General features: G+C 49.1%; 17 protein-coding genes. 13 read left to right on the top strand and 4 right to left on the bottom strand.

Features of this window, described 5'->3' with window-relative positions; all coding sequences use genetic code 11:
* Positions 1 to 70 precede the first annotated feature (70 nt).
* From BCS36_RS07125 to BCS36_RS07115, 3 genes are all read right to left on the bottom strand, one after another.
* Positions 71 to 367: a pseudouridine synthase gene (locus BCS36_RS07125; RefSeq protein ID WP_291302214.1), complete on the bottom strand. Its 297-nt coding sequence runs from the start codon at positions 365 to 367 to the stop codon at positions 71 to 73.
* A 658-nt stretch (positions 368 to 1,025) separates the two neighbouring features.
* Entirely contained in the window at positions 1,026 to 2,000 is a 975-nt protein-coding gene (locus tag BCS36_RS07120; RefSeq protein ID WP_291302213.1) for a manganese-dependent inorganic pyrophosphatase, read from the bottom strand.
* A 179-nt stretch (positions 2,001 to 2,179) separates the two neighbouring features.
* Positions 2,180 to 3,100 carry a hypothetical protein gene (locus tag BCS36_RS07115; RefSeq protein ID WP_291302212.1) on the bottom strand — a complete coding sequence of 307 codons (921 nt, stop codon included), beginning with the start codon at positions 3,098 to 3,100 and terminating at the stop codon, positions 2,180 to 2,182.
* A gap of 238 nt (positions 3,101 to 3,338) precedes the next feature.
* On the opposite strand from BCS36_RS07115, the gene BCS36_RS07110 reads away from it, so the two are divergent.
* From BCS36_RS07110 to BCS36_RS07080, 7 genes are all read left to right on the top strand, one after another.
* Positions 3,339 to 3,803: a CYTH domain-containing protein gene (locus tag BCS36_RS07110; protein ID WP_291302211.1), complete on the top strand. Its 465-nt coding sequence runs from the start codon at positions 3,339 to 3,341 to the stop codon at positions 3,801 to 3,803.
* 18 nt (positions 3,804 to 3,821) lie between these two features.
* Positions 3,822 to 4,460, top strand: a complete 639-nt coding sequence (locus BCS36_RS07105) for a hypothetical protein (RefSeq protein WP_291302210.1) — start codon at positions 3,822 to 3,824, stop codon at positions 4,458 to 4,460.
* A 104-nt stretch (positions 4,461 to 4,564) separates the two neighbouring features.
* A complete protein-coding gene (locus BCS36_RS07100; RefSeq protein WP_367209267.1) occupies positions 4,565 to 6,127 on the top strand; it encodes an SLC13 family permease in 1,563 nt (520 codons plus the stop codon).
* Between the two features lie 69 nt (positions 6,128 to 6,196).
* The gene (locus BCS36_RS07095) at positions 6,197 to 7,129 is read left to right on the top strand and encodes a hypothetical protein (RefSeq protein WP_291302209.1); all 933 of its coding nucleotides are present in this window, start codon (positions 6,197 to 6,199) and stop codon (positions 7,127 to 7,129) included.
* Between the two features lie 36 nt (positions 7,130 to 7,165).
* Complete coding sequence (locus BCS36_RS07090; protein ID WP_291302208.1) at positions 7,166 to 7,990, top strand: hypothetical protein; 825 nt, start codon at positions 7,166 to 7,168, stop codon at positions 7,988 to 7,990.
* Between the two features lie 124 nt (positions 7,991 to 8,114).
* On the top strand, positions 8,115 to 8,867 hold the full coding sequence (locus BCS36_RS07085) for an inorganic diphosphatase (protein WP_291302207.1): 753 nt from the start codon (positions 8,115 to 8,117) through the stop codon (positions 8,865 to 8,867).
* Positions 8,868 to 9,034: 167 nt separating this feature from the next.
* Positions 9,035 to 11,074 carry a methyl-accepting chemotaxis protein gene (locus tag BCS36_RS07080; RefSeq protein WP_291302206.1) on the top strand — a complete coding sequence of 680 codons (2,040 nt, stop codon included), beginning with the start codon at positions 9,035 to 9,037 and terminating at the stop codon, positions 11,072 to 11,074.
* A gap of 176 nt (positions 11,075 to 11,250) precedes the next feature.
* Here BCS36_RS07080 and BCS36_RS07075 read toward each other — a convergent pair whose 3' ends face one another.
* On the bottom strand, positions 11,251 to 12,177 hold the full coding sequence (locus tag BCS36_RS07075) for a LysR family transcriptional regulator (protein ID WP_291302205.1): 927 nt from the start codon (positions 12,175 to 12,177) through the stop codon (positions 11,251 to 11,253).
* Between the two features lie 325 nt (positions 12,178 to 12,502).
* On the opposite strand from BCS36_RS07075, the gene BCS36_RS07070 reads away from it, so the two are divergent.
* From BCS36_RS07070 to BCS36_RS07045, 6 genes are all read left to right on the top strand, one after another.
* Complete coding sequence (locus BCS36_RS07070) at positions 12,503 to 14,146, top strand: outer membrane homotrimeric porin (RefSeq protein ID WP_291302204.1); 1,644 nt, start codon at positions 12,503 to 12,505, stop codon at positions 14,144 to 14,146.
* A gap of 230 nt (positions 14,147 to 14,376) precedes the next feature.
* Positions 14,377 to 17,418, top strand: a complete 3,042-nt coding sequence (locus BCS36_RS07065; protein WP_291302203.1) for a hypothetical protein — start codon at positions 14,377 to 14,379, stop codon at positions 17,416 to 17,418.
* Between the two features lie 878 nt (positions 17,419 to 18,296).
* Complete coding sequence (locus BCS36_RS07060) at positions 18,297 to 19,403, top strand: DegT/DnrJ/EryC1/StrS aminotransferase family protein (protein WP_291302202.1); 1,107 nt, start codon at positions 18,297 to 18,299, stop codon at positions 19,401 to 19,403.
* 46 nt (positions 19,404 to 19,449) lie between these two features.
* The gene (locus BCS36_RS07055; protein ID WP_291302201.1) at positions 19,450 to 20,982 is read left to right on the top strand and encodes a class I SAM-dependent methyltransferase; all 1,533 of its coding nucleotides are present in this window, start codon (positions 19,450 to 19,452) and stop codon (positions 20,980 to 20,982) included.
* Positions 20,983 to 21,025: 43 nt separating this feature from the next.
* Positions 21,026 to 22,039, top strand: a complete 1,014-nt coding sequence (locus tag BCS36_RS07050; RefSeq protein ID WP_291302200.1) for a radical SAM/SPASM domain-containing protein — start codon at positions 21,026 to 21,028, stop codon at positions 22,037 to 22,039.
* Positions 22,040 to 22,120: 81 nt separating this feature from the next.
* Entirely contained in the window at positions 22,121 to 23,251 is a 1,131-nt protein-coding gene (locus BCS36_RS07045) for a polysaccharide pyruvyl transferase family protein (RefSeq protein WP_291302199.1), read from the top strand.
* The last annotated feature ends 31 nt before the right edge of the window (positions 23,252 to 23,282 follow it).

Raw genomic sequence — 23,282 nt, 5'->3', positions numbered from 1 at the left:
CCGCGCTGTTAGGCACAGAGGCTGGCGTGCATGAAACTTTGAGGGCATACACGCTCAACGGTGATCCAGTCTAGTCGAGCAGCCCCAAAAGACGCGCCACACGCTGTTCATTCAGGCCGGAGTGCGCCTGTATCATTTCCTGGCTGTGCTGGGCGGCTTCTTCTTCCACCTGGGCAAGCGCCTGGGTCATTTCTTCATTGTTGAGCATGTGCGGCGTATCCGTAACAGGCGGGTCCAGTTCGCGCGCGGCGGATGCTGCGGTTTCGGCTTCCGCCTTTTGGGCGGGCAGCATGGCGTTTACCCTTTCCTGAAATGTAGGAAACAACATTCCCATGTCATTATTGCGAAAACGGAATTCCAGTTCCACAGGCTTTCTCCTTATGCTGACGTTTCCTGTTCTGCCGGGGCACTACGGAAACGACGGGCGGCAAAATTGACCACTCGGGTCTTGCGCAGCTTTGTAAGCAAAATTTGTGCCTTGAGGGATAACGCGGGCATGGTCACCGCTGGACTACGGCAGGTTATGGCGCTCCGGCGTGGGGCTGAGCAGCCGTTTGCGGCGGCACGAGCGGGAAGGGGCAGGGCAGCGCGGGGCGTAACGATCGCGTTGCTATCCTGCGAGGAAAAACGTGCCTGACGCGAACGCGCCAATTTTTTCACGCAAGAATGCCGCCCCACTGGGATGTGGCGCGGCAATATGTTTCGCGTCCCTCGGCTTCACGACCAGAGGAGGGCGGGTAAACTGTCAGCATGACAGTCAGGGCTTTGGGGCTTGCCCTGTATTCTGCATTACGCTGTTTTGTTTAAAACAACTCGCTTTACCGTGTGCAGCGAGTTGTAAAAAATTGTTCGGCCAGCTTCTTTGGGGTTACGCCGCAGAAGCTGGCCGTGGGTCGCCGTTGCCGTGAGGTTGAGCATGTCATGTTGTGAGGGGCAGCGGTGTGTCCAAAACGTTTTGTCTTGCAACAGGCAGTCGCGAGTCTATGCCGGGGCTGGCAGCGCGCGATCTGGAATGCATTTTTACACTATTTTTTCAGGATGTTTTCCAATACGGGGATAACCTGCTTTTTGCGGCTCATTACGCCGGGCAACCATGCTGACGAATCCTTAAATGTTGCTTTAAAGGCGGTCGCGGGCAATGAAGGATCATCGGAGATAGCCAGCATCTCCGTTCCCTGTTTGCTGATGTCTGTGAGCATAAGAAAGATGCTGTGAAGTTTGCTCTCCTGCTTGATCTGGCGCATTGCTTCCAGGAGGCCTTCTTTTTTTCCGTCCAGCATGTTCAGGGAAAGTACCTCGATCTGTCCAACCCCAACGCCCATACCGCTCATTTCAAACTTTTTGCAGTCGCGCAATACAAGATCACGCGCGGATACGCCTTCAACAGCCGATTTTGCCTTGAAAAGGTCGTAAGCAAGAGCCTTTTGGTCCTTTACCTGGGCAATTTTTGCAAGTGCTGCGCCTGCGGCCTTGTCGCGCTCGGTGGTTGTGACGGACTGGTACATAAGAGTGTCGGAAAGAATGGCGCACAGCATGCCGCCGGCAAGGTTTTTGGGAATCGCGACATTATAGAACTTCATCATCTCGTATAACGCCGTATTGCTGCTCCCGAGCGGCAGCAGCCATGCCTCCAGCGGCGCAGATGTTTTCAGGCCGCCGAGCTTGTGATGGTCTACCATAAACACCAGCGTGGCGTCCTTGAGGTCGTCCGGCCCTTGGGCGGCATCGTTAAAATCTACAAGCGCGACTTCTTTTCCAGCCACAGGCCCAAGTATGGCGGGCATTTGCAGGTTGAATTTGTTGAGCACAAACTGCGTTTCGGGGTTTGCCTGTCCTTGCGCCATGGCTTTTGCGGTTTTTCCTCTGGCATTGAGCAGGTGAGCCGTCGCAATGGCGCCGACAATGCTGTCGGTATCAGGGTTTTTGTGCCCGAATACAAGGATGGGATCGGGCGATTGGGCTGCCAGCGTGTACCCGGCTGACAAGGTTGCCGCCAACATGGCTGCAATCAGAGCGCAGCAGCTTTTCTTGATTAATGTTGCCGCAATGTTAAGCATACACGCACCTTCGTGTGGTTAGAGGGCAAATGGGTGACAAGGCACTTTGAGGGCGAATTGCGCTGTGGAAATTTTGAGCCACACCGCATCCCATCAGTGACGACTTGTTGCCTCCTTAAAGGTTAAAGGCCGCGCAGCAAGAGCAGCTTGGAACCGCTGAATTTTTCATCTTTTGGTCGAAAGTCTGAAAGCCCCTTGATCATGACATCTTGAAAGAAAGCGTCTCCAGCGGCCACGACTTTGGGAATTGCATAGTAGTCCTGATCTTCGACGCCCAAGGACAACTCCAGAACCAGGGTTTCCCCGTTCCAGCCATTTGTCCACGCTTCCAGGGATACCTCGGCATCAACTCCGCCAAGATTAACAGTGCCCATTTTCGCGGAATAACTGTACGCCACCACCGGCTTCAGCTGCGTCGAGGGAGAAAGACCGCTTTTTTCCAGGATGGGCGCAATGCGTGAAAACTGCTGCAGGGTGGGGCTACGAAGGTTGCCAAGCGCTGCGCTGTCAATCTTTATGTCCAGCGATTTTTCAAGCCTGCTCATTATCTTGCCGTCGGCTTCGTACGGGTTGTCTTCCGTGCTGACCTTGCCTCTGCCGATAGCGGATTTCAGCGGCGCGCCAAGAATGAAATCCGGGCTTTTGCCAGACACTTTAACGCTAAAGCGCACTTCATCGTTGGGGCGGCCATCCTTGTACGTTTCGTTGACCCGGATAATGAATCCGGCCTTTTTCAATGTCAGATCGGCTGTATCAAAGTAACTTTTGGTTCGTTCGCGTATTTTGCCTTTGCCCGCTTTGAGCGCAAAGCCCTTCTGACTGGCCTGGTTTTGCAGCGCTTCCCATATTGTCGCAAATGACGCCAGTGCCTTGCCAGACTGGAACAACTCTGGTTTCAACGCGACCTTGTATTCAAAGCTGTCAACAGCCCCAAAAGGTTTCCAGGCGGCGACATTGGCCTCATAACGGGATTGGGCCGATGCCTGGAGGCCGACTGACAGCATGCCCAGGGTCAACAGCATAAAAAAAATGGTCTTACGCATAACTCCTCCAAATAAGTGTCTGTAATAGCTATCCTGAATTTTTATTACTATGACGAAAATGCGAAGTACAATAAAAATGAAGAATGATGTTCATAATAGAAAATTATTTGCATCTTCAGGTAATATATAAGCAGGTCTTATTGTCAGCAAAGGAACTTCTGATTTGGCACAAAAAGCCCGCTTGGATATGTTTCTGCAAGAGCACATGGCAAGTCCATGGCCAATCAAGGAGGATTAAATGGGAAAAGAAATTGAACGCAAGTTCCTTATAAATGGCGATGCGTGGCGCATGCTGGCTGAAGGAACCATGTACCGGCAGGGGTATCTCAACAGCGCCAAGGAACGCACTGTGCGCGTTCGCACGGTAGGGGAAAAGGCCTTTTTGACTATAAAGGGCATTACCGTTGGAGCTACACGGGCGGAATACGAGTATGAAATTCCGTTTGACGACTGCAACGCCCTTTTGGACAACCTTGCAGAAAAGCCTCTTATCGAAAAGAAGCGTTACAAGATCAAACAGGGCGAGTTTACCTGGGAAATCGATGAATTTTTCGGCGAAAACCAGGGTCTTATTGTAGCCGAGATTGAACTGACCAGCGAAGATCAAAAGTTCGACAAGCCCGCATGGATAGGTGCGGAGGTAACTGGCGACCCCCGTTACTTCAATTCCAACCTCATCAAAACCCCATTTACCCGCTGGTAACCCCTAGGAGATCATCTCATGGCCGACGTATTTGCCAAAAATGTGTCCACAACTGCAGAAGAAGCCGCAAAGATCATTCCCCGTGCCGAATTTCGGGTGTTCGGGACGGATGTTATTGAAAAGGTAAAGGCCAGTATGTGGAATTGCGGCGCCGTGCTGCACAAGGCCCGCAAGATGCCTGTTGAAACGTATTTTTTGTCCGCGCGCACAACTGAGGCCAATGTCAAGGTTCGTGACGGCCTGCTTGATATCAAGACCAAGGTTGGCGAAACCCCCGAAGGGTACGAAATCTTTCAGCCTCGCGGGAAGTTTCAGTTTCCGGTTCCGAAGGAAGACCTTGCCACTATCATCGGTCACCTCAAGGTAGAGATGTCTCTGGACAAAGACAGCTATTCTATCGATGAATTTATTGAAATGGCGCGTCGTCACCCCGAAATGGTTCCTGTTCAGGTTGAAAAAATGCGCTACGGGTTCACAGTTGAAGGCATCATCTGCGAATACGCTCAGGTGTGGTTTAATGGCGCACTGGTCGAATCCGCCTGCTGCGAAAGTGAAAACTACGAAGGGATGAAAAAGGCTGTTGAAGCGCTTGGGATATCCAGCATGCCGAACACCAATTATCTCAAGGCCGCTCGCCGTGTGGTTGGGATGGAGTAGAGCTCATAAGCAGAACGCTTGCCAAACTATACCCATTTGATTGAGCGTCGGGCGCTTTCTGAAAAGAGAAAACACTTTTTGGAAAGCGCCCATAAGGAGACACCATGTCCCAGGCAAAAACCCAACCTTTTGATCCACTGGATGTCAGCAATTATTCCCTTGAAAAGCTGCCAGATATCAAGGGCAGCGTTTGGATGGACAGAGTCAAGTTTATTGGTTTGCCGCTGGGTATTTTTTTATTTTTATATTTTTATTTGCAATGGTGCGGCCCAATCGAGGTTTTTGAATCACAATCAAAAGTTCCTGCAGAGCACTGTTATGCGGCTCTTGGAATATTCGCCTCATCGCTGATACTGTGGCTTACTGAGGCTATTCCTAATTATCTTACTTCATTTCTTATTATTGTTGCAACAATAATGACGGGCATCATGAATATGCGCCCGACCTTCGCCATTCTTGGCGAACCCGTAATGGTGCTGAACATCGCCAGCTTTATCATGGCAAGCGCACTCATGGTTACGGGCCTGGCCAAAAGGATATGCCTTTATCTTGTCTTGGCCATGGGAAAAAACGTTACCTATATTCTGGCATGCTTCATCGCAATAAATATTCTTCTTGGCGCTTTTGTCAGCGCTACCTCGGCAAAAACCGCCCTTTTGCTGCCTTTGTTCATGGTTATATCTGCCATGTATGGCTCAACAGGAAGCGAAAGCCGCAACAACGTCGGCAAGAACATGGTCTTGCAGAATCTTTTGGCCAACAATGTTTCTGCATCGGCTTTTATCACGGGGTCTGCGGCAAATTTGCTGGCAGCCCAGCTTTTGGAAAACGCCGGCTACAAGGTTTATTACAGCGACTGGCTTATGGCCTTGCTGCCCCTGGCCATCATTCAATGCGCCTTTTCCTGGTACTCTGGCACTCGCTGGATTTTTCCCATCCGCAAGGAAGACGCCTCGCCAAAACTTGAAGGCGGGCACGAACGCTTGCAGCAGGAGCTGTCAAAGCTGGGGCCGCTTACGGCCAAGGAACTGCGCGCGGGCATTGTTTTTCTGTGTGTTCTCGTTCTTTGGGCCACAGACCGGTATCACGGTATTCGCGCCGAGGTTGTGGCGCTTATGGGCGCCATAACAGTACTTATGCCCTCTGTCTGCAAGCTGCCCGCCATAGGCGTTATCAAGTGGAATGACGCCGACATACCGTGGCACATGCTTATGTTCAGCTGGGGAGCCTATGTGCTGGGCGGGCTGGTGGACAAGACCGACATCGTAGGGCTGTGGATGCATTATTCGCTTGATTCTTGGAACGCGGCGTCAATGCCCAAAGTCAGCGTCTTTGCCATACTGGCAGCGCTCTTTGCCTTAACGACCCTTATCAGCGAGAGCAAAACGGCCAGAACGATTGTGCTGTTCCCAATTATTATTTCTGTGGCAAAAAATTACAATTGGGATGTCATCGGATTCTGCCTGCCAATGGCGTTTCTTATAAACCAGGTCTATGTCCTGTATTTCAATTCAAAACCCGCCAATATCAGCTACCTGACAAATCAATACAGCAGCTGGGAATCATTTAAATTCGGCATTATTCAAATGGGCGCCTGCCTGATCATGCTGATATTGTGGACACAGTATGTGATGCCGCTGATGGGATTTAACAGCAAACTTTGGTGATAATGGTAATGTTGTACAATATGTGAGTCGCACTGTTCCGCGTTGCGACCAAACCGTCAGGAGGTTTTCATGCGCAAAATTTTTGTGGCCTTGATTCTGGTATACGGGCTGGCCAGCGGAATCCCAACGGCAGCTGCCGACCTTTACCAGCAAAACCAGTCTGTTTGGAAAGGGCAGACCAAAGAAATCACTGGCAGAGAATACAAGATTCTGATTGATCCTGCCAAAACAAACCCTGACATGAGTGCGGCTTTTAAAGATATTTGGGCGAAAGCCAAAAGTGTTGCCGCAGAAATGGGCATAACCATGACAGAAAGGGAAAAAAAGCCCTTTGAACTCAGCCCAACCGTAAAAACATTTTTTGATACGCCCTCGTTGGACCTGTGGAAGAAGGGTTACCTGGTCCGCGTTACGACAAACTTTAAGAATGGCTATCCTGTCAGCCCCATGCGCATCGCCGTTAAAAGCATAAATGGCACCTTTACCAAGGTACTTGGGGCCAAGCTGGAAACCAAGGGCGTTGCGGGCAAGGCTTCCGCCGAGGACAACGTGTGCATCGGCAAGGACGGTCAGCTTTCAGGCTACGTTGAAAAGGGCGTCAATTTTAATCTGGGTCGTGCGGAGCTCGGAGAGATGAACCTGGCGGAGTTTGGCGCATACGTGCCGGAACTGCTCAAGCTGGGCCTTCCTGCTGATACCAAGCTCCAGGCCATCCCCGCTTTTGGCGTGCGATGCCGCCCTGGCTTCATCAAACTGGACGGACTGGAACAACCCCTGGCTGTTTCTGTGGAGGCATGGTCGCGTACGGAAGGCGGCGCTCCTTTTGTGTATGACTTTTCGTTTGGCTATGATGGCGACTTTTCCCAACAGGCGGTGGCCCACAAGGCTGGTGAAAAGCTCACGCTGGCGCTTTACAAAAAGCTTGGAGACTCCCTGGGCGTACAAAATGCTTGGCGTTGGAACGGCTCCAAGGTTCGCATGTTGCTTAACCAGCCTTTGTAATATCCATCTGGGAGCACAGCTATGAAAAAGTTTTTTTTGAGTATCATTGGAACGGTTTTCTTGATGCCTGTGATGGCTCAGGCAGACAGTAATCTTGATGCCCTGTATGGCGTCGCCAATCGTCCGTCATATATAAAGCATTACGAGGCCGATAAAAAAGGCAACGTTATGCTGAATCCATATCTGCAGGTCGGAACCAAGGATTTTCCGGCAGTTCTCGATCCCAAGCGTCCCATTTACAACTATGTGGTCACGTCTGAAGGCAGCGTCGCATTTATCGAGGAAGCGCCCCACCCATTCGGACGCACCTACCCCCAGGGGTTTTTCAGACCTGAAGACAAGTCCAAGCGCAAGCCCGGAACCACCGAAAACTACGGGCATGTTTCGGGAACCGCCGGCGGGCCCGGGAGAATTAGCGGCGAAGTCATCAATGACAATAAAAACCACTGCTGGCTGGTAAACAACAAGTCTGGTCGCTATTCGAAGCGCAACATTGACCGTACGCCAGAGCAGCTTCTCAACGCCTTTATTCTCATTCAGGGCGTGACGGATCCGGGGGGGCAACCCTGGTGCCCGTCTGCGGTATATCTGCTTGGTTATGCACCTGATTATGTGAGCAAGGCGCTGCGGCAAAGCCCCGAAATGAAGTACGAGGATGAGGGAAGCAAGAAAAACGCTCATATATTGCTGACGCCTGGCGGCAGTTTTCCCAAGTTCACTACCCCTCCCTACAAGCACCTTTCTCTGGATGATGTACATGAAGGAGAACTGCAGCAAAGTACGCCCAAGCCTGATGCCCCTGTGGAAAAAAAGGCCACGCAAAAGCCTGAAAAAGCGGCTTACAATGATGACCCATCGTAGAAGTCAGGGGGCATCAACCTGGGTTTGATGTCACACCGTCCGTTTTTAATCGGGCGTGCGCTGCCCTCTGACGGCTTTGCAGCAGGGGCGCGCCACAACAGCGCATCTTCAGGAGAGCAACTACATGAAGAAATATATTTTTCTTATGTTCCTGAGCATCATGGTTTTTCCAGTAATCGCTCTGGGTGGAACAGGCGTGCAGACGCAGCAGTTGGTACTTAAGGGTGAAAAGAATTTTATTACCGAGTACCCTACCCACAATTTGGACGGAACCGTAAATGTGATTGTGGAAATGCCGGCAGGAACCACCGGGCAATACAGCGTGGATCAGAAGAGCGGCCTTATGGCTCTTGAGCAGCAGCAGGGCAATCCCAAGTATCTGCAGTATCTGCCCTATCCTGGAAACTATGGCTTTATTCCCCGTACGATGCTGGCCAAAGAATTCGGCGGCAACGGCAACCCCCTGAGCGCAATTGTGCTTGGAAGTGCTGTTCCCCGCGGCGCCGTGATCAAGGCGCGCCCTCTGGGCGTGCTGAATTTCAACGAACACGGCAGCGTGAACAGCAAGATTGTGCTTGCCGCCGTTGGTTCGCCTTTTGAAAAAATCCACAGTCTCAAGGGTCTTGATGACCAGTTCCCCGGCGTACTGCAGATTCTTCAAACATGGTTTGTGTCCAGCAGCGGCAAGGACAAGGCCGGAAATCCCTTGCTGAGCAGTGGCGGCGTTCAGGAAAAGCCTGACGCAATCCGAAAGATTGGCGACGCCGCGTTGTTGTATGAAAGGTCTCATGTCAGCGAGGCCGACAAGCCCAAGCTGGATCCCAACGGCAACCCGTACGTATTTTTTTCTCCCCAGGCGCGTAACATAGGCGACTAGGTTTCTCAGCCACGGCCATTGCCCCGGAATAGCTCCTTGGCGCTTTTCCGGGGCATCCGCCAACAAGGTTGACACTGACCTTGAGTCTACTCTTGCGCCCTGATACGCCCCGTTTATTTTTATTCTTCGGTTGCCCATCAACTATAGCTGCAAGGGGCAAAGTGTTTATGCGAAGCATCAGGGCTACCATTCTGTTGCTATTGGCAGTTATTGTTTTTGCCATGCTGTCGGCATTTGCAATGGTGATTACAAAAATAAGCTATGATTCCAATATAGAGTCCAGTCAGCGAGAAATGACAATGATGACGGAAACCATTGTCAAATCTCTTGCAAATTTTGCGCAACAGCAAAGCCTTTTGGTGCATGCAGTTGCCCAGACGCCCCTATTGCTGGAATACCTTGCGGATGGGCAAAATGAAGCTGCGGTGAAAAAAACCGTTGCGGCCATGTCCAAAGCGGGGCCTGAAATAAACGCCATCTATGTGTTTGATCATAATGGCAAACAGCGTCTTACCTTTGCCCACGGCCAGTCAGGAGAGCTGAAGGACCGGGGAGATCGCCCCTACATACGGGACGCGCTGGCAGGGCATGACGGCTTCAGCGACGCTCCTGCAAAAAGCGCATCAACACAAAAGCTTATCGTCAGTGTTGCTGTTCCTGTCAGGAGTGACGAGGGCATCGTGCTTGGCGGCGTTTGCCTGTCTTACGACATCGACAGGCTGGTAACTGACTACATCAAAAATGTCGGCATCGGCAAAAGTGGTCATCCATTTATTCTTTCTCCCAAGGGGCTGATTATCGGCCACAAGGATGAAGGCCAGCTGATGCGTGATATGAGCGACAAGCCATGGGTAAAGCAAATACTGAACGAAAAGGTTGGAACAACAATCATTGAGCAGGCAAATGAAATAATGCTTGCGTGGGCTCGTGTTCCCGGTTGGAACTGGACTGTGGTTTTTAGCAGGGATATGGAAGAAATTGAAAAGCCTGCCCTCCAGATGCGTAACATTCTGGCTGGTCTCGCACTTTCTGTAATGGTCATACTCACCGGCATCAGCCTTTTTGCAGTTGACAGAATTGTCGTTCGGCCTCTTTTTCGATTGGAATCGTATGCCTCGGCAGTAGCGGAAGGGCAGTTGGATTTGAACCTTGATCTGAGCCTGGGTAATGAAATAGGCAAGCTTGCCGCAAGCCTCAAATGCATGGTGGCAAATCTTAAAGAAAAAATATCCGAGGCGGATGAAAATTCAAAACTCGCCAAACAAGAATCTGCAAAAGCTGTAGAAGCCATGGCCGAGGCGAACGATGCCCGCAAAAAAGCAGAATCTGCGCGGGCTGAGGGCATGCTGCAGGCTGCATCGTGTCTGGAAGAAATTGTTGCCAGCGTTACTGGCGCGTCCTGCGACATTTCCAAGCAGGTAAAGCTGTCCAGCAATGGCGCGCAGGAGCAGACTGTTCGGGCATCTGAAACGGCTACGGCGATGGAAGAAATGAATATAACCGTTTTAGAGGTCGCACGAAGCGCCGCCCAGGCGGCCGAAGCGGCTGAAGATGCCAAAACTCAGGCTCTGGAAGGCGAGCATGCGGTAAAAGAGGTGGTGCAGGGCATAGGTGTGGCGCAACAGCGGGCCCTGGACTTGCGCACGGACATGGCCGCGCTGGGTAGCCAGGCCGAGAGCACGGGCGAAATACTTGGAGTTATCAGCGATATCGCGGATCAAACCAACCTGCTCGCGCTCAATGCGGCCATTGAGGCTGCACGCGCAGGGGACGTTGGGCGTGGTTTTGCTGTGGTGGCAGACGAAGTTCGCAAGTTGGCAGAAAAAACTATGGCGGCCACCTTGCAAGTGGGACAGGCCATAGACGGCATCCGCAGCGGGACGCGTCGAAACGTGGAGCACGCGGAGCATGTTTATAATATCATTGGCAAAGCAACGCAGTTGGCCAGCGTATCGGGCGAAGCCCTGGGGGGGATAGTCGCCCTGGTGGAATCAACGGCAAGCCAGGTGCATGCCATCGCTGCCGCGGCCGAACAACAATCCCAAACAAGCGAAGAGATTAATAGATCTCTCACAGGCGTAAACCGTATCGCTGCGGAAACGTTTGATGCAATGCGTCTCTCGGCAGAATCTGTAAAGGATCTTGCAGCGCAGACTGATATTCTGCAGGGGCTCATAGTGCAAATGAAGAACGGCGTTTCTGTATAAGCCACCATGGAAAAGGCGGATCAGTGCCGGGTTCGCCATATATAAGGGCCGTCCGCTACAGCGGACGGCCCTTTTCATATCACAAACGGCGACAACGTCAGTAAGACATGCGCACTGGCAAAGGCTGAAGCGTCTGTACACAAACGGCAGTTGTCGCCAGGCTCCGCAGGCTCCCTTTACTTGAGGCGCGACAGGATGTCGTCCGGCAAGGGGACACCCAGCTCGAACAGCAGGGCAAGAAAACGTTCTGTGGTGCGGCTGAGCCTCTGTCCCTCAAGGTAGACAAGCGAGTAGTCTACATGAAGGTCAAAATTTTCAAGCTGCACCTGCCGTAAAAGTCCGGATGACAGCTCAAGCGTTGCAGCATATCGCGGCAAAGCCGTAACACCCATTCCATTAATCACGAGCTGCTTGGCTACTTCCATATTATCTACAGTCATAAATGGCACTTGCTCTGTATTCTTGGCATTGGCCTTGAACCAGTCACGCACTTTATTGGTGACCCTCGTGCCTTTCTCACGCAAGATAAAAGGATATCCAGCCAGTTCGTTAGCCGTTATGGCAGATTTATGTTTTGACAGTTCGGATTTGTTGCCTGCGACGACGATAAGCGGTTCCCGATGCAAAAACTGGCTGCGCAGGCTGGGGTGCGCTGGCGATGACCCGCAGAAGCCAATTTCGAATTCGTTTTTGTATACCTTTTCTGCAATGACGTGCGAATTATGCACGGCAAGGTCAATGGACACCCGGGGATAGCGCTGATGAAAGGCCACCAGATATGTCGGCAGGTAATACGCGCTCATTATGGCTGACGCCCCAAGCACAAGCCTGCCCGAATCCAATGCGCTCAGGCGTAAAAACTCATCTTGTATCTGTTCAACAATTCCGAAAATTTTTTGGGTGTATTCAAAAAGAACCTTGCCCTCGCTTGTCAGGCAGACCTTGCGTCGTGACCTATCAAAAAGCGCTGCGCCAAGGGAGTGCTCCAGACTCTGCACCTGCATACTGACAGCTGGCTGGGTCAAAAACAGATCGCGAGCCGCCTGGCTGAAGTTGCCCGTAAGGGCTACACGATGAAAAGATTTCAGATGGTCGATATTCATGAGGAATTCAATTTTGAAAAAAATTCATTGTACAAACAGTCTGCTGTTCTGCCAATAATCTCTGTGTAAGTATGGCATGAGCCAAGTCAATAATCCATACATAATGTTGCCACTGGTAATTTTCTTTTAAGGGAGCACTTAAAATAACGTTTCGTTATATTCTTTATTTCAAATTATTATTTCCAATAAGGCGCACAATCACTGTAACAGTAGTTATGCGCTTTAAAGTTCGGACATAATCGCAGTGGGCATCAGGTTGTTATGTATAATGCTATAAACATGTCGAAAAAACTGGCCACACACATTTCTGTAAAGGAGGAGCAGGATGAAACGACTGACGACACTATTGTTAAGTGCGGCCTTACTCTTGGGGGGGGTAAGCAGCACCTACGCCGTCGATTTTAAAGCAAAGGGCTATTGGAGCTATTCATTCGAAGTTGCCACAAATAACAAATTTGCCAACACAAACGCCGGTGCAGCCAATGATGATCAGTTCTCGGCAGGCGCCCGTATTCGTCTGCAACTGGAGGCGATTGCCTCAGAGGCTTTGTCCGGCACGGTTTATTTTGAAATTGGCGATATTTATTACGGCCTGGCATCAAAGAAGGGCCTTCCCAATGGCGGGGCATTGGGCGCGGATGGTTCAATTGTCGAACTGAAGCGTGCGTATCTTGACTGGGTCATGCCCCATACGGATTTCAAGGTGCGCATGGGCATTCAAGGCATGTCGCTCCCTCTTTTCGCCTCTGGCGGCAACTTTGTGCTTGATGACGATGCGGCAGGCATTGTTGCGTCCAAGCCGATTAATGAAAACCTGGCCATTACTGCCTTGTGGGCACGGTTGCTGAACGACAACCCGCTTGTGGCAGACGCCAAATTTACCAAATATCTTAACGGAAATACCTATAATCGTGACGAGCCGGATAATGACGCGATGGACTTTTTCGGCTTACTGCTGCCCATGAAATTTGATGGACTGCGGTTGACCCCGTGGGCTGGCATGCTGGCCATGGGCGACGGCGTGGCACGCAACCCGAGCAAAGACTATGATGAGTATTTCGTCAGCACGTCGCGCAAAAAATTTCAGGAAGGCATGGGGGTTTACACCGGAACGGGCAAGGCGCCCATGCTGCAGGAGTATGGCGGCGGGGAAACCTACTCCTGGTGGGGTGGGCTTTCTGCAAAACTTACCAAGCTTGACCCGATTCTTATAGCGTTTGACTTTATGTATGGCAGTAAACTTGGCAACGGTTCTGCGCAAAGTCTTAACTACATGAAAGATAACGGGGACGTAAAAAAACTTCCCGCAAGTTATGGCGGATTGGACGCCAGTAGATATGACCGCAAGGGCTGGTTTGCCAGCGTGCTCGCCGAATATGTCCTTGATTGGGGCAAGCCCGGCGTTTTTGGCTGGTACAGCTCTGGCGACGACGACAACCTGAAAAACGGTTCTGAACGCATGCCAGCCATTTCTGGCAACTGGGAATATACGCATACCGGCTTTAAGGGAACGTTGGCCTCTGGCGCATACGACGGATTGTTTGCCTATCAGCCCCTTGGATTATGGGGCGTGGCGCTGCAAGTTACTGACATCTCGTTTATCAAAGATCTGAAAAACAGCTTAAAGATTCTTTACATGCGTGGAACAAACTCTGCCGAAATGCCCAAGAAGATCGCTGAATCGCAGTACCGCCTTGGTTTGGACGTGGACGGTATTTCTCCAACTGGCGCCATTGGTTCGTATCTGACAACCAACGACTGGGCGATGGAAGTAAACCTTGATACCGAGTACAAGATCTACCAAAACCTCAAGTTGGTTTTGGAAACTTCATATCTCTATGTTGATTTTGACAAAGATACATGGAGTTACACTGCGCCCAACGGAAAAAGCTATGGACGGCAGTGGGCACAGCGGCCTGATAATCCGAATATCTTTAAGGTCGGGCTCAACTTCCACTATACTTTCTAGAATGCTTCACATTTTATGAGCTGCCATATGCTTGCGCTGTTAGCCTGAAAACATCGTTCAGTTCTATTCTGCAAGGTTCGTCTGATGTCATGGCAGCTGGGATAAGAATTCAGAAAGATCGGCGCCATCAGTGTTTAGTTGGTCCTTCCGATTCTCAATGGGCATGCCTGTAACCTCTTTCCAAGCGCAAATCGGTCTGTTGCCGGATCGATTTGCGCTTTTACAGCCATATGCAAAATAAATTATCTTCCAATGAAACAGAACCGCGCGCCAAGACTGCATCTCAAAGCGAAGAACGGTATCCTGCATGGTTTTTTGACGCGCAGGATTACAAACTTGTTAATCTCGTCAATACTATTGTGGAGGCGCGCACGCACAGCAAGGCCCTGTTTCAGCCCGATTCTGGCTTGCACCCGCATGGTATTATTGAAATGACCTCAGCGCCTGGCCTGCGCATGGCAAAGGCTGTCATGATTTTGCTCGAAAGCCTCAAAAATGGAGGGGCTGAAGAGAGGTTGCAGGCACTTCGACGGCTGCATGATGAGGTGCTGTATTCTGTGTATTCTCCCCTGCAGCATAATACGGCCAGGGTGCTTATACAAATCATGAAAGATCTTGTGCGGGCAAGCCCAGACCGGGCCAGGCAACTGCCCCTTGCGCACGAATTTCATAGGGCGGTACGTGGAACCCCCCGCATCATAAGAAAATTGCTTGGCGCGTATCATCTGCTCGAAATGCCGGAGGAATGGAATCAGCACGCATTCGACCATCATGTTCACGATGCAAGCACCAAGGGGCGCAAAACTCCCACGCATCTGGTAATGGACGCTTGGGTGAAGGGGATAAGGTTTCTCACTGTTATTTATTACAATACGGTTGATAGTGATGTGGCAAACGAATTGTTGCGCGCTGCCCGTATTATGGAGATTACGGTACGTATCGGCATAGAGTTTAAAGCATCGCTTAGGGGCAAGCTTGTAGAATTCATTTGGTCTCCACTCAACACAGAAGCGCCCAAATCTTTTGCCGAGCTTACCCACAGACCCGACATTGCCGCTATACTTGGAGAATATGCTGTCGTTAACGAGTGGATGGGCAAATATCTGCTTGAGCTGCTGCGCGCCTGGAATTCAGTTCATGCGCCGGGGCTGGCCTTGCTGTGGGGGCTCGACCCTGTGCCGCCATTGAAGGAAGAAAACTTTTTTACCTATATGGGGCAACGGCAGCCTTCTTCACTCCATCTTGCAGAATACATTTGTCATGAATGGCTGCCGTTGATGCAGCGACAGTGCGATACGGCAAAGACTGCCGCCGTTGCGGCAGGAGACCAGGAGCGTGCAGAAAGCCTGGGCGCTGTTCAAAAGAAACTCGAGGGGCTTGTACCGGATGATGTTCTTGAAACGTGGCTAACGCCAGCTGCAAACCCGGATGTCGTGTTTCCAACGCAGCCGGATTCCAGGTTGCCGGCTGTCATGCTGCATTCCCCAGAATCTCTTTTGGAGCGCCTCGTTCCTCTGCACCCTTGCCAAATGGTGCTTAATCTTGCTGGTTTGACCGCGCAGGATGTTCTTGAACTTTTGTGGCGCGGTCGCGGGCGTATAACCCACCTGGAGCTTTTTAACCTTCGGCAGTGGAGCCATGGCGAGCTTGCGCATCTCAGCGCCATCAATTCTCTGCAGCGGGCCATCAATGAGGGCAGCATTCCTCGCTTAAAGCAAGTGATCCGGCAGATTATAGACGGAGAAGAAAGCCCGCCGGACCGGCAGAGGCTTTTTCAGAAAATTTTAGATAATATCCAGCAGTTTCAGGAACTTTATGCCATCACACGTCTGGGTTCCCGCATTGGAACAGACTCAACCAGCCGTTCGCATCGCACGCATGGGATGGGAATTGTTTTTGTAGAAACATTGCCCGTGCAGGCCCGCAGGTCGCTGCATCGCGAAAAAAACGCACAGCGGCTTACTTTGCCAATTTACACAGATGTTTATAGATTTGTGCACTATCATGAGCCCCCGCATTCATTGCCTTGGTACTTGCGTGTGCTGAAAAGCGTCATGGGGGTGGGATCGGGGCAGGTGACCCGAGGATGGGGGCTGGAGAAGAAAACAACCAGAGTGTGCAACGACGGCAATCTTGTGACCTTGGGTGGTGTTGACTCGCAAGGGGTCGGACGCGACGTGCGCCCCAATGACGCTGCTGAGCCAGAACAGATTGGGACGCATGACTACACCTTGGTGAATAGCAATCTTGTCAATATCCTTAAGGTATTGGCTGGCTTTATACCCGCTCAATGGGCATTTTGGTATGTGGGCAACTGGTGGGTGTTAACCTGGTTTGGGGCCTTGTTGTGGTTTGCAATCACGGCGGTTCGCAATGTTGGACAATCCGTCGTGGCTGGTGGAGGCATCACTTCATCCATGCTTGTAACATGGAAGTATTATGTCAGCTGGAATCGTATGGCGGATTCATTGTTGTACACCGGCATATCTGTTCCATTATTAGAAGTGGTTGTGCGACTGTGGATTCTGCAAAATCTATTGGGAATTACTGTAGAAAACGATGCGCTTATGGTTTATTCAGTGATAGCAGTGGTTAATAGCGCCTATATTTCAGGGCATAATATCTACAGAGGATTGCCAAAAGAAGCTGTTATCGGAAATTTGTTCAGAAGCGCATTATCAATACCGCTTTCTATGGTTATGGGGAAATTATTATTGTATGGATTTGTGACAATGGGATTGCCAGATCCAATTATGCTTCTGCAAAATTGCGCTGCAATTGTTGCAAAGTGCTCCTCAGATGCTGTTGCTGCCGTTATAGAAGGATTTGCAGACAGGAATATGTACCTGAAGATGCGGAAACGAGATTTTGAAGGTAAATTTATTCAATTATATAAAAATATTACTCGCCAGGAGCTTATTTTTCCCCAACAAAGCCTTAACAGCATGATTCGTGATCCATATGCATTCTGGTGCAGCCTGAATGAAAAAAATCCTGCAGTGGCCAACCAGCTGATGGCTCACCTGTTGGATATAATGTACATGTGGTATTATCAGCCAAGGGCTAGAGACGTGTTCTGGAAAAAGATGCTGGCAACGCCACCAGAAGAGCAAAATACTATCTTGGGACTGTTTAATTTGCTTTCGTTGGAAAAAGTTGTGAGCACTCTTATCCTTAAAGGGCTATTGGGAAGTGAATTTTCAAGCGCGCTTACCTTCTACTTACAAAAAAACAGAGATATAATTAATGATATACATCATTGGGCGAGGTAGAATCTCCCAGGAAGCGTAGGACACAGTGGTACGCTGCCCCCTCCATTGCGCTCTCAGAGTGGATAGAGCTTCTTTGCCGCCACAAGCCCCGCGCTCGGCTGGAATACTACGCAATGTGTGCATCAGCAGGCTGGAAAAACGGAATAATTCTCTTTTCAAAGACTGTTTGATTTATGAGGTCTTAAAAAAGCTGTCTGGCCGTATCTGGCTGAATGCAAACGGTATATGTTGCATCGCCAGCGAACTTTTTTGGGTGTAGACTTTCCTTGATCGCCCTGAAGAAAATTTTGACCCGCCAAGGGTCGTTGCAAATGTCGCCCTTGGTTTTGGGCGCAAGCTGAAAGCGGTTAAAAAAACTCTTACCGATTGCCACTTCCGGTTCGTGGTAAACGATGTGGCGCGTCTGCGGGCTTCTGTCTTGCTCACGACTTCAATCTTGTGGGCCGAGGTGGTACTTGTTTTGTGCCGTCATGCAAAATTATGAAAACATGCCTGGGATTCAGAGATGGCGTCTGGCGGGGGCATGGTAATTCAGGTCCAGGATCTCCTCGTGCGGTATGGGGTTACGTAAATGCCTCATGCCACAGGCTGTGGAGATTTTGTTTTTTTATGCTCTCAACCGGGCAGTAATGAGGGTGTTTGTTTAAAGATTAAAGCATGTTCATACTTGGGGATGACTATCAGAGCTTGAAGAAAAATTATTTTAAGATTATTGACTTATCTTACTGTGATGGTTTTTTCGCTCTGCCAGTAGCCATTGGGGTAGATAATTTATTAGTCTGTTGCCCATTCTGTTGCATTGCATAATAGGTGTCGGCTTGGCATATTGACTGAATATTTTACGCACAAAAGATGCAGAAGGGTCAGGGAACACGGATATGGATGAATCCCCGATTCATGTGACAAAATCTTTTCTACCCCCGTGGGATAAATATGAGCTGTATGCCAAGCAAGTATTTGAGTCAGCGCACCTCACCAATCGTGGCCCTTTTTGTCAGCAATTGACCAAAGAATTAAAGAAATATCTCAACCTTGATTTTTTGCACCCTGTCTCAAATGGAACCTTAGCTCTGATGCTTGCAATACGGCAAGCAGGGCTCGGTGGCAAAAAGGTAGTCACAACACCTTTCAGTTATGTCGCTACGGTTTCTTCGCTGCTGTGGGAAGGGTGCACTCCTGTTTTTGCCGACATAGACCAAGATACATTATGCCTTTCGCCGAAATCAATCCTTGAAACATTACAGAGGCACCCTGACGCGGCAGGAATTATGCCTGTTCATGTCTATGGAAATGCTTGCGACATTGAAGAGATTGAACGTATCTGCAGTGATCATAGCCTCGTATGTATTTATGACGCAGCCCATGCCTTCGGAGCTCGTTATAAAGGGCGCAGCCTGCTGGATTACGGCGATTATGCCGTGTGCAGCTTCCACGCCACCAAGCTTTTTCATACGGTAGAGGGCGGTTGTATTGTCTCTCATAGTGAGGAGCAGGAGCACGCCATTGAGCTGCTCCACGCCTTTGGGCATATCGGTGACCAACATTATTCGCTTGGCATAAATGGCAAATTGTCTGAACTGCACGCAGCCATGGGGCTTGCAGTGTTGCCGTATATTGGCGAAATAATGCAGTCACGGAGTGAAGTCTTTGGTTATTATGAGGAATTCTTGCCCAAAGAAGGGGTAGCCCGCCCGACTTTACAAGACGGTCTTCAGTACAACTATGCGTACTTTCCAGTGCTCTTTTCTTCCGAGGCAGAACTTCTTCTCATCAAAAGCGCGTTGGAAGAGGCCAACATTTTTCCACGGCGCTATTTTTATCCAAGTCTGACAACATTGCCCTATTTGCCTGAAATCAGTAAAAAATGCTTGTGCCCCATTGCTGATTCCATCGCGCCTCGCGTACTCAGTCTACCATTATATCCGGGGCTGCAAAAAGGTGATGTTCAACGCATTGCCGAAATACTGGCTCGCAATATTAGGTAAATTGGCACGGTAAAAAACATGTCATAGCTATGAATGGGAAGCTGTTATGTCCGATTTTGAACAATTTTTGGCGGATACAAAAGATCTTTTTACCGTGCCAGGCATAGAAAAAGAACCTCTGTCAAACGGTAATGAACACGCTTTTATGTCACATGCTGACGTACAATTGCTCAAGTTTTTTTTACAATTAAAGAAGCCGAAAAAGGTTCTTGAAATAGGCGTTGCTGCTGGTGGGAGTGCTTGTCATTTCTTTGATTGTCTACATTCAGACGCGACGCTTTATTCGGTGGACTATAACACTGTTTTAGAAATTCCTGACGCTCTTGCAACCTCTCGCGGCTGTGAAGCGAAGTTTGAAGTGGGGTATCTTGCAAAAACCTACCATGACGCTTCAAAGCATGCGGCATGGAAAACCTATTTTGGCTGTGACATCAGCGATTGCATCGAAGAGATCGGTGGTGAAATCGACTTTATTCTTCTTGATACAGTCCATTTATTGCCTGGAGAATTTTTAAGCTATCTGTCATTTTTGCCTTTTGTTGCCAATAACGCAGTGCTGATGATTCATGATATCGCTCTTAGTTCGATTTCAAACCTATATTCCACTGTATTGCCAGAGATAGAAAAAAAATCATATTGCAATTTATTGCTGTTTTCTGCCATTATGCAGAAGCATAAATATTTTTCTTATGCCCCAATACCAAACATGGGCTGTGTTGTTATTGATAAAAAAATGGCGTTTGAGCAGATTGGCAATGTGTTGAATATGCTTTTTCTCGATTGGTATTATACCCCTCCAGAAAAAATTCTGACTCAAACCGGAGCGCTGCTTCGCAAATACTACTCCGAACAGGCCAGCACATTGTATGAAGCAGCCTGCACACGCCACGCCCAAACTCAACCGATTTCACTTCCTACATCCTATTTGGGGGTAGACCCTGCAGAAACTTTGAACGAAACGGGCTTTTCTGGCTTTGACATTCACTCTAGCGCAGCGTTTACTGTGTCGATAGAGCGAATTATGAATATTTCTGCCGATTACATCTCTTATGGCGCAGGGCATCCACTCATTTTTTCTTCTTTTGCAGAGAGTTCCGCCGATTGTAATTATGAAGAATATTGTCGCCGTGCACAATTAGTCAGAATAAGAGCATTAGTGAGTGAGCAGGAGTTTTCTCAACTTGTGAATGCACCTCTTTCTGCAACAGATATAGAAAAATACTATGCCGAAAGGCTGACCAGTCTTCGCCTTGCCGCCCTGAAACGGGAATCGCAACGCATCGGGAACACTCCCATATATTTTTGGGGGCACGGTATTGCCTACGAAAACTATAAACATGTGTTCAGAGCAAACCATCCTATAGCCATGCTTGACAACCTTGCTCCTGCGTCCAGCAATGAACGCAGGAAAGTTGATGGGCTTGATCTTGTCCATCCAGAATTAGAATTGCCCAATAAAGAGCCTGTACCAATTGTTATTTTTGCCAGAGATGTTCATGTTCCGCGTATGCTGGATTACTTGAAGAAAGAATTTCCAGAATATTACAACCACAAGGTTATCATTTGCGGCTTGTGTTAAGGATGATTCTCTATCTGGTATGTAATGATTAAATGGTGATGTTATGATATGTCCACTTCCTTTTACGCATACTCATGTGTATTGCCACAATGGTTTAGATATTGTCGCCTTTGCATGCTGCCCTGTGGATCTTGCCAAACCGTTTGGGACGGTTGATGAGGACTCTCCGTTTGAAGATGTCTGGAACTCTGAGCAAGCACGATCCATCAGGCGTATGTTGCTCCGGGGCGACTACTCGTTATGCAATCTGAATGTTTGCGCAACGAAGGGGCGATATATATCCTCTGTCGACTTTCTTGAAGAGCATAGTGTTGAATATAGTGAAGCGCCGTCTGCGCCTGTTATAGTCAAATTTTGCCATGATAAAGAGTGTAATATTCATTGCACTATGTGCAGGGATAGTAGAATTATCAATTCTGATCATAAGCTTGCATTTTTAAATAGCAAAATTGACAGCGTATTTTTGCCGATGGTCAAAAACGCCAAGGCAGTCTATATGGCAGGAGATGGCGATCCTTTTTTCAGTCGTCATTACCGCACCCTTATAAAGAGAATCCGAGCAGTCTATCCCGACAAGCTTTTTCTCCTCCATACAAACGGTCAATTATGTAATGAAAAGCATTGTCGTGAGCTGGATCTTCTTTCAAATATTCATTCAGTGATCGTTTCAATAAACGCTGCACGCGAGAATACATATGAACGTATCATGTGTGGCGCCCGGTGGAAAACGCTCATAAAAAATCTTGATTTCCTTCTCGCGTGCAGAGAAAAAGGACTTCTGAAAAAAATCTTTTTTTCCTTTGTGATACAAAAATCAAATTATAAGGAGATGGCTGAATTCAGCGAATGGGCAGGATCTATGGATATAGAGGTCAGGTTTACCAGGCGGTATCGCGACAAAAATACGCTCCACTATGATGATGAAGTAACCATTTTTGATGAAAAGAACCCTGATTTTAAAGAATTCGCCCACATGCTTCAACATCCGGCACTCAAAACTCCCCTGTGCTGGCTGGACCCGGAATCCATGTCGTATCTCAAACATGCTTGCAAGTGATAGTTTCCAGCAGACGGAATGGTGCGAGGTACCCCTTGCCTCTGAAAGTAGGGCATACGAATAAAAAGAGAATGCTTACTCATGAAAATCGCTTTGATGTCTGTTGCCGATATTGGAAATTATGGTGATATACTGTTTTCCTTTGCTGCCCGCGAGTATATTTCCCGCCTGGAACCCCATGCCGAGTTTCGTTTTTTCTGTCCGTCTGCCACTACAATAGGCGATGAGCAGTTTTATCAGTATTCCGAAGAGGCACTTGATGCTTTTTCACCCGATGCTATTGTTGTTGTAGGTGGTGAGGTAATCCACCGCTATGACAAAGAAGTCTGGAGTGAGATGTATGATCTTTCATCTATGGAAAGGCTTCCGTCTGATACGTTCTGGGGTTGGCTAAAAAGAAAGGATGTATTTAAAGCCTGGTTTTCTGTTGGTGTGTTAACTCTTCCGCAAGCGCCCCCCGAAATTCCGCGCCAAGAGCTTGAGCACCTCGAATACGTTGGAGTGCGGGGTTTACTTAGTAAAAAGCTGCTTGAGGGAAGGACGTGCTTTATGAATCTGCATGTTGACCTTGTTCCGGATATAGGTTGGTGCTTTCCGCTGCTTTTTCCTGATTACGAGCGACAACTCCAATCAATAGCCAAAGCTAACCGGCTTAAAAATCTTGAGAAAGATCAGTATATTGTATTCAATGGCAATTGGACTTCAATTCCTCAGGAAATGCTGCCGATTATACATGATGAGTTGCAGAATTTTAAAGAAAGGTCCGGCCTTGAAGTTGTGCTGCTGCCTGTCGGGCCCACGCGGTATACTGTCATGAAAACATTATGTCCGCTTTTGGATGGATGCACTCTTCTGGAAGGATTGAACGTTTGGGAAGTGGGAAGCGTGCTGTGCGGCGCACGATATTATGTTGGCAGTTCTCTGCATTGCGCCATGACTGCTTTGGCCGCAGGAAAGCCCGCTGCCATAATACATAGTGCCCCTTTAACAAAATTGCAGGATATGTTTGCACATATGATGCGACCGGATTTGCTCAGTTATGACTGGAAGCATTTCCCTGATTTACTGCATAAAGTATATGCATTTTCGTGCAATGAGCGTGAAAGTTTGCGTCTTTACTCAACCTTTATGCGAGCCGAATTGGAACGAAAATTTGAAAAACTTGTAGAAATGATGCGCCAACATCGCCAAGGGCGTCTATCAAATTCGTAGTGTGCAGCATTTGGGCGTGGCAGCATTGTTG

Origin of the sequence: Desulfovibrio sp. MES5 (assembly GCF_002237645.1) — a bacterium.
Classification (GTDB): domain Bacteria; phylum Desulfobacterota; class Desulfovibrionia; order Desulfovibrionales; family Desulfovibrionaceae; genus Desulfovibrio.
This window is presented reverse-complemented; position numbering and strand designations above follow the sequence as displayed.

What these genes read in the sequence shown, in the direction of transcription:
- BCS36_RS07120 (WP_291302213.1), bottom strand. Translation starts at nt 2,000, where the DNA reads ATGTTGGCGGCAACCTTGTCAGCCGGGTACACGCTGGCAGCCCAATCG.
- BCS36_RS07115 (WP_291302212.1), bottom strand. Translation starts at nt 3,100, where the DNA reads ATGCGTAAGACCATTTTTTTTATGCTGTTGACCCTGGGCATGCTGTCA.
- BCS36_RS07110 (WP_291302211.1), top strand. Translation starts at nt 3,339, where the DNA reads ATGGGAAAAGAAATTGAACGCAAGTTCCTTATAAATGGCGATGCGTGG.
- BCS36_RS07105 (WP_291302210.1), top strand. Translation starts at nt 3,822, where the DNA reads ATGGCCGACGTATTTGCCAAAAATGTGTCCACAACTGCAGAAGAAGCC.
- BCS36_RS07100 (WP_367209267.1), top strand. Translation starts at nt 4,565, where the DNA reads ATGTCCCAGGCAAAAACCCAACCTTTTGATCCACTGGATGTCAGCAAT.
- BCS36_RS07095 (WP_291302209.1), top strand. Translation starts at nt 6,197, where the DNA reads ATGCGCAAAATTTTTGTGGCCTTGATTCTGGTATACGGGCTGGCCAGC.
- BCS36_RS07085 (WP_291302207.1), top strand. Translation starts at nt 8,115, where the DNA reads ATGAAGAAATATATTTTTCTTATGTTCCTGAGCATCATGGTTTTTCCA.
- BCS36_RS07080 (WP_291302206.1), top strand. Translation starts at nt 9,035, where the DNA reads ATGCGAAGCATCAGGGCTACCATTCTGTTGCTATTGGCAGTTATTGTT.
- BCS36_RS07075 (WP_291302205.1), bottom strand. Translation starts at nt 12,177, where the DNA reads ATGAATATCGACCATCTGAAATCTTTTCATCGTGTAGCCCTTACGGGC.
- BCS36_RS07070 (WP_291302204.1), top strand. Translation starts at nt 12,503, where the DNA reads ATGAAACGACTGACGACACTATTGTTAAGTGCGGCCTTACTCTTGGGG.
- BCS36_RS07065 (WP_291302203.1), top strand. Translation starts at nt 14,377, where the DNA reads ATGCAAAATAAATTATCTTCCAATGAAACAGAACCGCGCGCCAAGACT.
- BCS36_RS07060 (WP_291302202.1), top strand. Translation starts at nt 18,297, where the DNA reads ATGGATGAATCCCCGATTCATGTGACAAAATCTTTTCTACCCCCGTGG.
- BCS36_RS07055 (WP_291302201.1), top strand. Translation starts at nt 19,450, where the DNA reads ATGTCCGATTTTGAACAATTTTTGGCGGATACAAAAGATCTTTTTACC.
- BCS36_RS07050 (WP_291302200.1), top strand. Translation starts at nt 21,026, where the DNA reads ATGATATGTCCACTTCCTTTTACGCATACTCATGTGTATTGCCACAAT.
- BCS36_RS07045 (WP_291302199.1), top strand. Translation starts at nt 22,121, where the DNA reads ATGAAAATCGCTTTGATGTCTGTTGCCGATATTGGAAATTATGGTGAT.